The following is a 13,028-nucleotide window of genomic DNA, read 5'->3' as shown; positions in this document are numbered from 1 at the left end:
GAAGCCGAGACGGCGAAGAATCACGCGCTCAAAAAATGATTTGCGGGTAGAGCGGGTGGTATTGGTGGAATAACATTCTTTGCAGTGAATCTCAGATCGGCTCTGCATAACGTGTGCAATTATATGCACATTTTATGGATACTCGCCAGATTTGTTCCGAATTAAGGAACATTTATCGGTAGATCCTGAGTCCGCAACAACGATCCTCACGCACGACTGATTCAGGTCATGCTCGGTGCTTATTGCGGCAATGTGCTTCTTACACTACAAAAGGCTGCAGATAGCGTCTTCACGCAGCCTGCAGCCTTTGTAGTTAAATCCCTGAATGTAAAACCGTCATTTAGGCGGGCTGAATGTTGGCAGCCTGCTTGCCCTTGGGGCCAGTGGTGATGTCGAAGGTAACGCGCTGGCCTTCCTGAAGGGACTTGAAGCCACTTGAGTTGATTGCCGAATAATGCGCGAAGAGGTCTTCACCGCCATCTTCGGGGGTGATAAAACCAAAGCCTTTTGCGTCGTTAAACCACTTTACTGTTCCGTTTGCCATTTGATGCTCCTGATTGCAGGCGATATTCGCCGACATCCTGATGGTAGCAGGTACACAGAGAGTTAAGTGGAAAATCCAAAGAATGCCAGATAAGGCGGCCCTCCCGGTTGGGAGGGCCTGCCGAGGGTTAGCGCCAGTGACCTTCAACCCAGAAGTAGCCCCGGGGAGTGTGGCGGTAGTGGCCGGGAACCCAGCGGGCCCCGCGACGAGGAGGTGCAGCATAGGTACCGGGAACCCATACATAACGCTGGCCGTCCCAGCGGTTGTAGCCCGGTTGCCAAACCCAGTCGCGATGAGCGTAAGGGCGAGGAGGGATGACTTCACGCCGTGGCGGCGGCGGACCGATGCGGATGGCGATTTGAGCTGGAGCAATACCTGCAGTAAGTAAAAGGCCGCAGATGGTAGGGAGCAGGAATCTCTTCATCTTATTTTTCTCCTTCAGTAGTACTGCGGGATTCAACACAACTGTAAGTTATCGAGTTGCGGTGGAAAGGTACAGACCCCTCTCGTTTATTTCTGATGCAGTTTTACCGAGAGCCAGCCATCGGTGGTCTCCCCGCCGGTGGCATGAAAGTACCCCCTACCCCCTCTACCAAAGTACTCAAAGTCTTCAAAACAAATGCTTTATTTTGCAAAGTATTCATAACAAATAACTTGCCTTCAAAATATTGATTCTAAATGACTAATTCTGGGTTAAATAAAGAAGGCTGCAGCGACGATTGCCGTGCAGCCTTCTTTATTCTCTGGGTTAATTCTAACAGCGGCGTCAAGCCGGACAGTCAAAGGTGAGAGCTGGGGCAACCGGCACGGAGGATGTTTTGCATGGTTTGATAGGAGGATGAAAAAGATCCTTTTGAGCTGGAGCGGAGGCAAAGATTCAGCGTGGGCTCTGCACCGGTTGCGGCAGCAAGGCGAGTTTGAAGTAGGTGGGCTGCTGACTACGGTGAATGAGCGGTTTCGGCGGGTGGCGATTCATGGGTTTCGCGAGGAGCTGTTGGATAGGCAGACAGAGCGGGCCGGGTTGCCGCTGTGGAAGGTGGACCTGCCGTTCCCCTGCTCGAATGAGGAGTACGAGGCGCGGATGGCGGTAGCGTGCGAGCGGGCGGTACAGGAGGGATTTACTGGCGTAGCGTTTGGCGATCTGTTTCTGGAGGAGATTCGAGCCTACCGGGTGGCAAAGCTGGCGGGGACGGGGCTGGAGCCGGTGTTTCCGGTATGGGGGATTCCAACGGACCGGCTGGCGAAGGAGATGATGGCAGGCGGCCTGCGTGCGAGGCTGACGTGCGTCGATCCGAGAAAAGTTCCGGCGAAGTTTGCGGGGCGGGAGTGGGATGCTTCCCTTTTGGCCGAGTTGCCGGATGGCGTTGATTCGTGTGGAGAGAACGGGGAGTTCCATACTTTTTGTTGCGCCGGGCCTATGTTTTCCGGGGAGATTCCGGTGGAAGCCGGAGAGTGGGTGGAGCGGGATGGGTTTGTCTATGCGGAGTTGGTAGACAAGATATGAAGCGTGCTAACTAGCTCTGGCTTCCCATGCGGGAGCGCGCTTCTCGGAGATGGCCGGTGGCGGGGATGTGGCTTCCGGCGAGCGCAAGTCCCATGCGTGGAAGGTTGTTGTAGATGCACTCGTACTGCCCGGCGGCAACCTGGTAGGTTTCGTGCCAGATGCCGACGGTGCCATCGGTACCGACGCGGCGGTTGAAGGCCGTCCATGCAGGAAGATGGTTCGCGTCGCGATTCTGGGCGTAGCGGATGAGATGGTCGAAGCTGCGCCAGTATTGCGTGACCATAACTCCGCGCCAGTAGACGGAGGTATGCGCGCCAAGAAAGCCGGATTCGGGATTGGCATAGAGCTCGCGGAGCATGGGTCCCATCGCTGTGGAGGTCGGTATCCACTTATGGAAGGCCAGCAGGCGATTGATGCGCATGCCGATAAGGAAGACGACAAAGGAGCCTTCGATGTGGGCGGTATAGCGCCCTGGAAAGACTTTGCTCATAGGAACTCCCGCGAGCTGCTTTGTGACAACGAGACGAGTTATTGGATGACAGCGGCTAAAGAAGGGTTCAACGTTGTATGCTTAGACGCGACTTTGTAACCGCTTTCAGGAGCCTTCTCAAAATGCGAACACTCGCCTCTTTTTCGTGTGCCCTTCTGCTCTGTTCTGTCTCTGCCTTTGGCCAGAATGGCCTTGCCGCCAAGCCGCCGATGGGATGGAATAGCTGGAACCACTTTGCCGGTCATGTGACCGATGCCGATGTTCGTTCAGCGGCGGATGAGCTGGTGAGCACGGGCATGCGCGATGCAGGTTACGTCTACGTCAATGTAGATGACACCTGGCAGGGCGAGCGCGATGCGCAGGGCGTTCTGCATACGAACAGCCGCTTTCCGGACATGAAGGCTCTGGGCGACTACATCCACTCCAAGGGGCTGAAGTTTGGGATCTACTCTTCACCGGGCGCGAAGACCTGCGGCGGATATGCAGGCAGCCTTGGCCATGAGGCCCAGGATGCAAAGATGTACGCCTCGTGGGGCGTAGATTTTCTGAAGTACGATCTGTGCTCGTTTCAGGACAATATGAACCAGGCAAAGGCCGAGCATCCGAACGATCCGAATGCAGCGAAGGATCTGATGATTGCGGCTTATCGCAAGATGGGCGATGCGCTGAAGGCGACAGGAAGGCCGATTCTTTATAGCCTCTGCCAGTATGGGGTCGATCAGCCGTGGAAGTGGGGACCGGGATTGGGCGCGAACATGTGGCGGACCACCGACGACATCGACGACTCGTATGGGCGCATGATCGCGATTGGATTCAGCCAGGCGGGTCTGTCGAAGTATGCGGCACCGGGGCACTGGAACGATCCGGACATGCTCGAGGTCGGCAACGGCAAGATGACTGAGGATGAATACAAGACTCACATGAGTCTGTGGGTGATTCTTGCTGCGCCGCTGCTTGCGGGCAACGATCTGAGCAAGATGAGCGATAGCGACAAGAGCATTTTGATGAACAAGGACGCCATCGCTATCGATCAGGATTCACTGGGCAAGCAGGGCGATCGCTTATACGAGAGCGGCGATCTGGATGTGTGGACAAAGCCGCTGAGCGGTGGACGCGTGGCGGTTGGGCTGTTCAATCGGAGCTGGAGCGTTCGCGAGGTCTCCGTGGATCTGGCTGCCATTGGATTTCGCAACGGCGGCAATGTGCGCGATGTCTGGGAGCAGAAGGACATGGGCCAGCGCAAGGGAGTCGTCACGGAGACTCTTCCCAAGCATGGAGCGGCGCTGCTCATCGTCAGCAAGTAAACGGTGCACCGCCCAGCAATTTAGTTGCGCGTTACACACCTAACGCGTGTGGGCAACGGCCAGCGCTGAGAGCTTCGCAGTCAAAGGCGGGACGCTTGGGTTCTATTACTGAGCCGTCGTCCTTTGGGCGCGGTAGTAGAACAGACTACGGAGAGTCGCGATCAGGTGACGTCTATCTCAAGCGTATGACTTTGCAATGGAGCGGAATCGTGTTCCCACGGCCGTCGTAACGCAAGGTTCAGCGTGAGCTTGCCTGGAGCGGCAGCATGGATGACGAGCTTCTCCGGCGCGGCACGGCCTATGCCGGCACCCTCAATCTTCTCGCGTCGCAGAGCGGCCTCCGCTACGCCGGAGTTACCGCTCTGCTGCAACTGCCACACATAACCTGAAAGACCTACACTCGGCAGGACGATGGAGACTTCCTCATTCACTTGCAGATCGACATGATCCGGCAGCTGTGTTTCGGACATAGATTGGCTCCAACGACATGACGGAAGTGTTCTCGCAGGCCCGTATATACGGACCTGCGGAGACACTAATGGTAAACCTCGGACAGATCGTTGTCCGCCCAATGGTTGGTGTAGACGAGCTCGTGAATCTGTCCGTCTGCGCCTATATAGTTCACATGCTGCTGGTTGTTGAATGTTGTCTGATAACCATCGAGCGGAGTTCGCGCCATGGCACCCGGTGCACCGGCGGCACTGGTGAGGTCGTTGTGTGCCCAGTGGTCGGTGTAGACAAGCTCATGAATATGATTGTCGGCACCAAGGTAGTTGACGTGTTGTTGATTGTTGAACGTCGTCTGGTAGCCATCGAGTGCGCTTTGCGAAGCGGTGACAGGGGCACCGGTTATCTGGGTAAGGTCGTTATGCGCCCAGTGATCGGTATAGACGAGTTCGTAGACATGGTTATTGGGGCCAATAAAGTTGACGTGCTGCTGATTGTTGAACGAAGTTTGATAGCCATCCAACCCGCTTCCTGGCGTGACACCGGGAGCACCGGCGGCATTGGTGAGGTCGTTATGCGCCCAGTGGTCGGTGTAGACCAGCTCATGCACATGGCCGTCTTCGCCAATATAGTTCACATGCTGTTGGTTGTTGAACGTCGTCTGGTAGCCATCCAACGGGCTGCCCACAACGGTGTTTGTCGCCTTGGTAATTTGAGTGAGGTCGTTGCACGCCCAATGATCGGTGTAGACCAGTTCGTAGACATGGCAGTTTGCGCCGATGAAGTTGACGTGCTGTTGATTGTTGAACGTTGTCGCATATCCATCGAGCGAACTCCACGAAGCCGCAGCAGGAGCACCTGCAACGACCGTCAGATCGTTGTGTGCCCAGCGGTTGGTGTAATACAGCTCGTGAACATGGCCATCAGTGCCAAGGTAATTCACGTGCTGCTGGCTGCTGTATGCAGTCTCATATCCATCGAGCGGGCTTCCGGCTGCGGCATTTGGTGCGCCCGCTGCCGCGGTCAGATCGTTATGCGCCCAATGGTCGGTGTACACCAGTTCGTGAACATGACTATCAGTGCCAATAAAGTTCACATGCTGCTGGTTATTGAATGAGGTTTGATAGCCATCGATATGGCTGCCCCGACCGACTGTCGCCGGAACGATGATTCCCTCAATCGCCCACACCTCTGCGTCGATGCCGCAGCTTCCGTAGCTCATACGGAAGAAGCCGCTTTCGCCCCATCCGCTTCCCCATGAGTTCTTGAGTATCCAGCAGCCCTCCGCGTCGTCGTATCCGACGATGCAGACACAGTGACCGCCGATCACTGACCCGGAGGTCTGCGCGTTATAGGTATAGACGCCACCCGAGTAGTAATAATAGAAGTCCTCGTACACGGTGAAGCATGTCGTTACCGGTCCATGCTCTGCGATATAGGCTTTGATGTCGTACACACCGCTGCCGATCGTATGCCAGCCCGACGTATGGGTTAGCGTCTCCTGCCAGCTCGAGCACAGGTTGCACGGCTGATTGGCGCTGGTGTACTGAAAGCATGAAGCATCGGTTATTCCCTGCTGCATGGCACTATAGGCGGGATCAGGCCACCAACCGCCGCCTGGACAGGCTCCTGCACCGGCCGCCGGTCCGTAACAGAACCACAGGTGCGCCTCCGACTTCTTCACGGCTAGTGTCGGATTTTGCCACACGATGCGGATCCACGATTCCATCGCCGCAATGCTGCCGAAGGCTACGCATGATCCGCAACCTCCCTGATCGACGATGGGGGTAACGTAGTCTCCGCCGTTGTGGCTGCGCCAATCAAACGCAGAGGGCACAAGAATGATTGGATGAATTGGAATTGGAATGGGCTTGATCGGTTCAATCGGCAGCTTCTGCAGGTCAGGCTTCACCGCTGTGGTTGCCCCTGCTGCGGGCGACGGCGCCACTGGTTGTGCCAGGGCTGTCAGATTCTTCAGCGAAATCTGTTCTCGATCCTGCAAGGAGGGCTTGCCCGGTCCAGGAACATATCCTGTTCTGTTCTTGGCTTGTTCGAGCGTATGGTTTGAGTTGACGGTGACTGCGGCACGCCAGCGCAGTCCTAAGGCGGAGATTTGCGTTTGTAGTGTAGCCAAAGGGATTGCCATGTTCTTACCTCGACGAAAGGATGGCCGCTGTAACGCAGCAAGAGTGCGGGCCCGGTAAGACGATAGGAAAACGGGGTTGGCCGACAGCATTGCCGGCTTTCGAATCTGCAAAAAGTTAGACAATTTTGCAGAGAGTTGCAATATCCTAAAAGGCTACTTCTCTAGTTTTGGGGCCCCGGCAAAACAGGGGGATGCTATGACCTGGCGTGAGATGTGCGAAGCTGATCTAACCGATTGCTTCAATATTGAACCGCGGCACATGGGTGCGGAGATTGTTGGGTACGAGCCTGCATTAAAGATATGGAGATTGCTGGTTCGAAGCCGATGTTTTAACTCTGTCGTCATCGAATCTTCCACGCCCAAGCACATGAAGCGGATTGTCGCATCGGGATCGAGCGTATTTGTTACTCCCGATTTTGCGACGCAGGAGCTCGAGCGACCAAGACCGTATCTCAACAGCCGGATCCTTGCCAGCATTGCATCGAAAAGATCTGTCATCTTGCCTGAGTCAGTATTATGTGGCGAAGATATTCATTGTCCTGTGGATCTCGTCGTTTTGAACGGCGATTACCTGAACGACTCTCTCAGCCAGGATGAGCTCGATGAAGTTCACATGTTATTGCCCTTCACCTTTATGGAAGCGCATCTTGGGTATCGCCTGAACCGGATACTTATCGAGTGGACTGGTGAAACGCAACGTCAGTTCCATCATTCCTCTGGGGTTTGGCGCGCAGTCGAAACCTACGCGCAGGAAGATCGCGGCCTTTCGATCATGACGCGGAAAGATGCGTTATCGGTCTCCGGCTCAGTTGCAGCCGCTCTGTTTCAGTATCAGGAGCCTATTCTTCATCTGCATGAGACTGACAAGCATCTACTTGCCGAATCCCTTCGTGGAGGATCGGACAGTGAGCTGGCGGCTCGGATGAATCTTTCGCTGGCTTCGATAAAAAAACGCTGGCTCTCCTTATTTCAGAGAGTTGCAGAGGTACAACCTACACTTGTGCCGGGACACCGCGAGCAAAGCTGGAGCTCGTACCGCGGCCCACAAAAGCGTCACCATATTCTGTCTTATGTGCGTTCTCATCCTCAGGAGATACGCCCTTTTCGCTGGTACTCCGGCAAGGAACTGTGAGCGGAAAAGCCACACATGGCGTCATGAAGCAGCTTTATGACCGATGCGGCAGTCTTAGCTCTGCCCTGCAGCCGCTTTGTCCATCGTTACGATTGGCAAGATGCACGGTGCCCTTATGGGCTTGCGCAATCTGCTGGGCGAGCACTAATCCAATACCAGTACCGCAGGGCTTGGTTGTATAAAACGGGACGAAGAGATTTTCCGCATTCATCAACCCCGCACCATTGTCCAGAACGGAGATGACGATTTCACTCTCGCTGTTTTCCCACGCGATCTCTACTCTGGGTTCTTCGTCGGCCATTCCATCAACACTCAACGCCGCCTCTACAGCATTTCGCGTCAAATTGATAAGAGCTTGCTGAATCTGGTCTGCATCCACCTTCAGCTCCACATCGGACACGCTCATTACGGCAACATTAATCCGTGTCTCCAACCGCGCCACGCACTCCACCATCATCGTCACCGATACCGGGGCCAGCTTCGGAGCAGGGAGCCCCATGAGCTGCCGATAGGCTTGCAGAAAGCGGTTCAGTGATTCGGCGCGGTTCTCAATCACCTCAAGGCCACTCGCAAAATCGCTGCGGTCTATATTGCTCGTCTGCAAAGAAGTGAACCTTCCGCGTAGACTGCCAGCAATCGATTTGATTGGCGTGAGCGAATTGTTTATCTCATGACCAAGTACCCGGATCAGCCTTTTCCAGGCGGTGCGCTCCTCTTCATGCAGCGCTGCACTGACATCAGAGAGCACAAGCAGCGTATGAGGCACTCCGCGCAGGCGAAAGCTCGATCGCTTGACGACCCAACGCGCCGTCGGCTGCGCTCCATCAAGAGAGAGCAGATCGTCGTCGCTTGCCTTCAAAAGATGCGTTAGCTTGAGCACCTCTGCAGAGCGATTCAGCGCCGTAGAGACGCTCAAGCCAAATGCACGCTCACCTGCTGTATTCAATAACTTCAATCTGCCTTCGGGATCAAAGGCAAGCATGGGCGACTGCATAGAACTCATCACCCGCTCCACAAGAGCCATAGCCTCGAGAGAACTTGCCCGCTGACTCTGCAACATCGCTGCTAACGCATTGATCTCCAATGCCAGATCACCGAGAGCATCGTTTCGGCGCCCGCCACGAGCGCGAAAGGAATAATCGTCCTCGCGCAGAGCTGCTACCACATTCGACAAGGTTTGCAAGGGACGAATAATCTGCTCGGTTAAGAAGGAAACTGCAAGCGCCCAACCAGCTGCAAATACCAGCAGAAGCAGACATTGAATCGAAATATCGACAGAATGCTGCCATAGCAAAACCCAGCACAATATAAGAGCCGGCAAGCCAAGCAGATAAAGCCAGATGCGTAACCGTCGTTCAAAGCTAAGCCGATAAAGCCAGATGCGTAACCGTCGTTCAAAGCTAAGCCGATGTCTCGAAGCGCCAAGCGGCAACCGCTTACGTCGAGTTGGGCTGCTCGACCTTTGCTCAGAGACCATATTTCTCTATGCGCCGATAGAGCGCTCCCCTGCTGAGGCCCAGTGCATCGGCAGCGTGGCTAACATTGCCATCGAAGCGCGCCAACGCTTTGCGAATCAGGATTGCCTCTACCGTTTCAAGGCTCATATCATCGAGACTCTGCGCAGAAACCGGTTGCGCCTGCAATCCAAGATCTGGCGCTTCAATGCGGTCACCTCTGGCCATAAGAACAGCGCGCTCGATGGTATGGTCCAACTCCCGCACATTGCCCGGCCAGCTGTAACGCATCATCATCTGCAAGGCCGTCGGCTCCAGCCCTACGATTGCCCTTCGATAGCGCGCCGCATATCGAGTCAGAAAATATCCTGCCAGGGCTGGAATATCTTCGCGCCGCTCTCGCAACGGCGGCAAGCTAATCTCGACCGTGTTCAAACGAAAAAGCAGGTCTTCCCTAAAACGTCCCGCGGCACACTCTGCTCGCAGATCGGCGTTGGTTGCAGAGATCATGCGCACATTTACCGTTTGCGTCTTTGAAGATCCGACTCGCTCCATTTCACCGGTCTCAAGCACACGCAGAAGTTTAGCCTGCTGGCGCACCGGAATGTTCGCAATCTCGTCGAGAAAGAGTGTTCCTCCGCTCGCCAGCTCAAAACGTCCAATCCGGTCTGCGCGTGCATCGGTAAAGGCACCTTTCACATGGCCGAATAACTCACTCTCAAAGGTTCCTTCCGGCAGCGCGCCTGTATTGACCGCTACCAGCGTGCGATCTGCACGCGATGACAATCGATGGAGCATTTGAGCAACCACCTCTTTGCCTGTGCCATGCTCCCCTGTCACCAATACGTTCGCATCGGAGGGTCCTATTCGAGCCATCATCTCGACTACGGGACGCATCGTTGCAGCCGATGCGATGAAGTCCGGAACACCATGGGCACGAAGGATGCGATTTTCCGCTTCGAGCCATTGCGTTCGCTTCTGGCTGCGATGCAACTCCATCTGCGTTCGCAGGATGTTGAGCAGGCGAGCATTCTCCCACGGCTTCTGAATAAAGTCTCCGGCGCCTCGGCGCATAGCCTCCACAGCGAGATCGATGTTTCCCCATGCCGTCATCACAATTACCGGCAACTGCGCATCCAGCTCCTTCACACGCGTCACCAGATCAAGCCCTTCAAGCCCGGAAGTGGTATCGCGCGTGTAGTTCAGATCGATAAGAACGCCATCGAAACTTTCATGCGCTAATGCTTCAAGAGCAAGCGCTGGTGTACGCACCATCTCAAGCTGATAGCCCTCCGGTTTGAGCAGCAGGCGCAGTGCCTCGAGGATGTGGGGCTGATCATCAGCAATGAGCAGTCTGCACGCTGTCTCGTTTCCTGATTGCACATCGCTCGCTCTAGATTCCGACACCATACCAGCGTTCTCCCGTTACTGCTCGCCCGGGACTACGCCCGTCCTCGCTGATTCTATCGAAATCTGGTTATCCTCCAACGTCGAACCTATAGAACGCCCTAATTCAATCTTGGACTTCTGATATGCCGTCATCGCTGCCACCAGCGTGGACTGCGCTTCGGCCAGATCGTGCCGGGCAGTTAGTGTCTGATAGCTCGATCCCGCGCCAAGCTCTTGCTCCTTCGCTGTAATGTCGAAGGTTTTCTTCGCAAGGTCGCGCGCCTTCGTAGCAAATTCAACACGCGCCTTGCTCTGCTCCAGCGCGTACTGTGCATTACGCACCTCGATGCGGATCTGTTTTCTCAACTGCTGTAGTCGAAGTTGAGCCTGCCCCATCTCAAGCTCTGCGCGGTACTGATCCGATTTCGCCACGCGATTGCGTATCGGAATATTTACCGATACGCCCACATAGTAGTCGGGAGCCGTGTTGTTGAATGCGTGCTGCACTGCGCCACCCCAGCTTGTCTCGGCTGTGGAAGTAATATTGGATGCTGGATTAGGAGGACCGGCCAGGCCGGTGCCACCGTAGTACGCCATCAGTGAGACCGTTGGCAGCAGAGCGTTTCGAGCCGCATCTCGACTTATGTTTCGATTTTGAAGATCAATGTCTGACTCTTTCAATTCGATGCGGTCACGAAGAGCCAGCGCGGTGCTATCTTCTGTCGATCCGGTTGTCGTATCAGGCTGTATCGCACTCGAGTCAGTAGGATGCACAGGCATCGCTTCCAGAACCGGGTCATCCAAATTTTTCGTTAGTGCATTTTTGATTAGCAGTTCTTGAAATTGGAGCGTTGATTTCGCAATCGTAAGATCCTGCTCGCAGTTGGCAACTTCGCCCTCGTCCTTCATTACTTCCATTGCAGGAATTGCCTGGAGCACGAGCTGCTTGCGGCCAATGTCCAGTGTCCGCTGCGCGAACTCCAATGACTGTGTCTTTACCTGTTCATCTTCATACGCGGCAACAAGATCCCAATACATATTTTCGATCTGCGTGATCGTTGTCACCACCTGCAATTTGAAGGCTGCATCAGAAATCTTCTGGTTGTTTTTCGCAATCCGCAGATATCGAAGATTCGGCCCAAAGCCGAATCCTGCCAGCAACTGTTGTTGTAGCGCAACGTGGTAGTACGAATTCAGAGTAGGATTCAGAAAACTATTCGGACTATTTGTCGCACCCCGACTATTGTCGAAGATCGCAGACAACGTTGTGCCCGTTGGAAATGCCTGGGAGTACCCGATGTTGCCGTTGGTCGTGTTCTCTTGCAGAGTCTGGATGCCATAGATGGAGGTATTGGATAATGGCTGGGTGTAGTGCTCATTGTTCAACGATCCTGTGAGCATCGGGTCGTATGACGAGACGTTCGTTCCAGCACCAAGTGTCGATTGAACCAGTCCGGATGCGCCCGAACCTGCACCGCCTGCTCCGCCCGACGTTCCGCCCGCGCCAGCGCCATTCGATCCAGATCCGAAGCCGCCAACTCCGCCACCCGGCGTGTTTTGAACAACACCTGTGTTTACCCCGCGGAATGATCCTCCAGCCCGTGTTCGCAGAATATCTGCCTCAGCAATCGGAATGTTATATCTTGCAATCGCAAGATCGAGGTTATTCTCGAGAGCCAGCTCAATTGCGTCCTTCAAACTTAAATCCAGCACGCCATTATGAATGAGGGTATCGAGCCTTGCCGAGTTTGCCAGATTCGGTGATGGCGCTAACGTCGCATGATACGCATTAAACGGATTATCGGAGTGAGGTATATCCAATCGTAGAGCGGGTTGAGGAGCATCCTGCGCCTGCAATATGGAAGCCGCAAATACCGCTGTCGCTGCACATGCGAACAAGAAGGTAGACATCTTCACAGCTGCACCTCTTGCTTGCCTGCGCCAACCTCTGCGCTATCCGAGGAGATCCATCCATCGCGCAACTCAATGGTTCGCGTCCCATAGCGCGCGTTCACGTCCGAGTGCGTTACCTGCACAATGGTCGCGCCCTCTTCGTTCAACTGTCGAAACAACTCCATAATCTCCTTTGCCTGCGCAGATTGCAGGTTGCCTGTCGGCTCATCGGCAAGCAACAACGAAGGCCGATGGATGACTGCGCGTGCGATGCCAACTAACTGTTGCTGTCCACCGGAAAGCTGGCTTGGATACAGGTCTTTCTTGCCAACAATATTGAAGCGATCGAGCGTGTCCGCAACTAATGCCTGGCGTTCTGACCTGGGGATATTTTTGTACGACAAGGGAAGGTCAATATTCTCTGCCACGGTAAGGTCATCCAGTAGGTGGTAGCTCTGAAAGACCATCCCAATCTTTTGCCTGGCCAGTTCCGCTCGCTGCTTGCGGTTCAGAGACTGAACCTCGATTCCGCTAAACGCAAATTCGCCACGCCACTGGTCATCCAGCATGGCGAGCACATTCAGCAGCGATGATTTCCCTGCACCCGATGGCCCCATGATGGTTACAAATTCTCCTTCGCGAATCGACAACTTGATTCGCCTTAACACCCATGTCTCGGTATGCCCTGTTTTATAACTGCGCTCCAGTTGATTCAGCTCAATCAT

Annotated in this window: 12 protein-coding genes; 3 read left to right on the top strand and 9 right to left on the bottom strand. The window is 54.8% G+C overall.

Features of this window, described 5'->3' with window-relative positions; all coding sequences use genetic code 11:
• Positions 1–340 precede the first annotated feature (340 nt).
• Entirely contained in the window at positions 341–544 is a 204-nt protein-coding gene (locus IEW09_RS17795; protein WP_020712649.1) for a cold-shock protein, read from the bottom strand.
• Positions 545–671: 127 nt separating this feature from the next.
• Positions 672–968 (bottom strand): YXWGXW repeat-containing protein, encoded by a 297-nt coding sequence (locus tag IEW09_RS17790; RefSeq protein ID WP_188555600.1) that lies wholly within the window; start codon positions 966–968, stop codon positions 672–674.
• A gap of 414 nt (positions 969–1,382) precedes the next feature.
• On the opposite strand from IEW09_RS17790, the gene IEW09_RS17785 reads away from it, so the two are divergent.
• Positions 1,383–2,048: a Dph6-related ATP pyrophosphatase gene (locus IEW09_RS17785; RefSeq protein ID WP_188555599.1), complete on the top strand. Its 666-nt coding sequence runs from the start codon at positions 1,383–1,385 to the stop codon at positions 2,046–2,048.
• Between the two features lie 10 nt (positions 2,049–2,058).
• Here IEW09_RS17785 and IEW09_RS17780 read toward each other — a convergent pair whose 3' ends face one another.
• Complete coding sequence (locus IEW09_RS17780; protein WP_188555598.1) at positions 2,059–2,538, bottom strand: DUF4188 domain-containing protein; 480 nt, start codon at positions 2,536–2,538, stop codon at positions 2,059–2,061.
• A 122-nt stretch (positions 2,539–2,660) separates the two neighbouring features.
• Between IEW09_RS17780 and IEW09_RS17775 the strand changes: the two genes are divergently transcribed.
• Entirely contained in the window at positions 2,661–3,842 is a 1,182-nt protein-coding gene (locus IEW09_RS17775; protein WP_188555597.1) for a glycoside hydrolase family 27 protein, read from the top strand.
• Between the two features lie 161 nt (positions 3,843–4,003).
• Here IEW09_RS17775 and IEW09_RS17770 read toward each other — a convergent pair whose 3' ends face one another.
• Positions 4,004–4,312: a protease inhibitor I42 family protein gene (locus IEW09_RS17770; protein ID WP_188555596.1), complete on the bottom strand. Its 309-nt coding sequence runs from the start codon at positions 4,310–4,312 to the stop codon at positions 4,004–4,006.
• A gap of 65 nt (positions 4,313–4,377) precedes the next feature.
• The gene (locus IEW09_RS17765; protein WP_188555595.1) at positions 4,378–6,435 is read right to left on the bottom strand and encodes a C1 family peptidase; all 2,058 of its coding nucleotides are present in this window, start codon (positions 6,433–6,435) and stop codon (positions 4,378–4,380) included.
• Between the two features lie 76 nt (positions 6,436–6,511).
• Here IEW09_RS17765 and IEW09_RS17760 point away from each other — a divergent pair, with 76 nt between their 5' ends.
• Positions 6,512–7,567 (top strand): hypothetical protein, encoded by a 1,056-nt coding sequence (locus tag IEW09_RS17760; RefSeq protein WP_188555594.1) that lies wholly within the window; start codon positions 6,512–6,514, stop codon positions 7,565–7,567.
• 34 nt (positions 7,568–7,601) lie between these two features.
• Here IEW09_RS17760 and IEW09_RS17755 read toward each other — a convergent pair whose 3' ends face one another.
• The 4 genes from IEW09_RS17755 to IEW09_RS17740 form a co-directional block, all read right to left on the bottom strand.
• Positions 7,602–8,732: a sensor histidine kinase gene (locus tag IEW09_RS17755; protein ID WP_229739432.1), complete on the bottom strand. Its 1,131-nt coding sequence runs from the start codon at positions 8,730–8,732 to the stop codon at positions 7,602–7,604.
• A gap of 301 nt (positions 8,733–9,033) precedes the next feature.
• Entirely contained in the window at positions 9,034–10,431 is a 1,398-nt protein-coding gene (locus IEW09_RS17750; RefSeq protein ID WP_188555592.1) for a sigma-54-dependent transcriptional regulator, read from the bottom strand.
• A 15-nt stretch (positions 10,432–10,446) separates the two neighbouring features.
• Entirely contained in the window at positions 10,447–12,321 is a 1,875-nt protein-coding gene (locus tag IEW09_RS17745) for a TolC family protein (protein ID WP_188555591.1), read from the bottom strand.
• A gap of 2 nt (positions 12,322–12,323) precedes the next feature.
• Complete coding sequence (locus IEW09_RS17740) at positions 12,324–13,028, bottom strand: ABC transporter ATP-binding protein (RefSeq protein WP_188555590.1); 705 nt, start codon at positions 13,026–13,028, stop codon at positions 12,324–12,326.

The sequence above is a fragment of the Edaphobacter dinghuensis genome (assembly GCF_014640335.1).
Taxonomy (GTDB): Bacteria; Acidobacteriota; Terriglobia; order Terriglobales; family Acidobacteriaceae; genus Edaphobacter; species Edaphobacter dinghuensis.
Note: the sequence above shows the minus strand (reverse complement) of the source record. Positions and strands in the feature narration are given on the sequence as shown.

What these genes read in the sequence shown, in the direction of transcription:
- IEW09_RS17795 (WP_020712649.1), bottom strand. Translation starts at nt 544, where the DNA reads ATGGCAAACGGAACAGTAAAGTGGTTTAACGACGCAAAAGGCTTTGGT.
- IEW09_RS17790 (WP_188555600.1), bottom strand. Translation starts at nt 968, where the DNA reads ATGAAGAGATTCCTGCTCCCTACCATCTGCGGCCTTTTACTTACTGCA.
- IEW09_RS17785 (WP_188555599.1), top strand. Translation starts at nt 1,383, where the DNA reads ATGAAAAAGATCCTTTTGAGCTGGAGCGGAGGCAAAGATTCAGCGTGG.
- IEW09_RS17780 (WP_188555598.1), bottom strand. Translation starts at nt 2,538, where the DNA reads ATGAGCAAAGTCTTTCCAGGGCGCTATACCGCCCACATCGAAGGCTCC.
- IEW09_RS17775 (WP_188555597.1), top strand. Translation starts at nt 2,661, where the DNA reads ATGCGAACACTCGCCTCTTTTTCGTGTGCCCTTCTGCTCTGTTCTGTC.
- IEW09_RS17770 (WP_188555596.1), bottom strand. Translation starts at nt 4,312, where the DNA reads ATGTCCGAAACACAGCTGCCGGATCATGTCGATCTGCAAGTGAATGAG.
- IEW09_RS17765 (WP_188555595.1), bottom strand. Translation starts at nt 6,435, where the DNA reads ATGGCAATCCCTTTGGCTACACTACAAACGCAAATCTCCGCCTTAGGA.
- IEW09_RS17750 (WP_188555592.1), bottom strand. Translation starts at nt 10,431, where the DNA reads ATGGTGTCGGAATCTAGAGCGAGCGATGTGCAATCAGGAAACGAGACA.
- IEW09_RS17745 (WP_188555591.1), bottom strand. Translation starts at nt 12,321, where the DNA reads ATGTCTACCTTCTTGTTCGCATGTGCAGCGACAGCGGTATTTGCGGCT.
- IEW09_RS17740 (WP_188555590.1), bottom strand. Translation starts at nt 13,028, where the DNA reads ATGATTGAGCTGAATCAACTGGAGCGCAGTTATAAAACAGGGCATACC.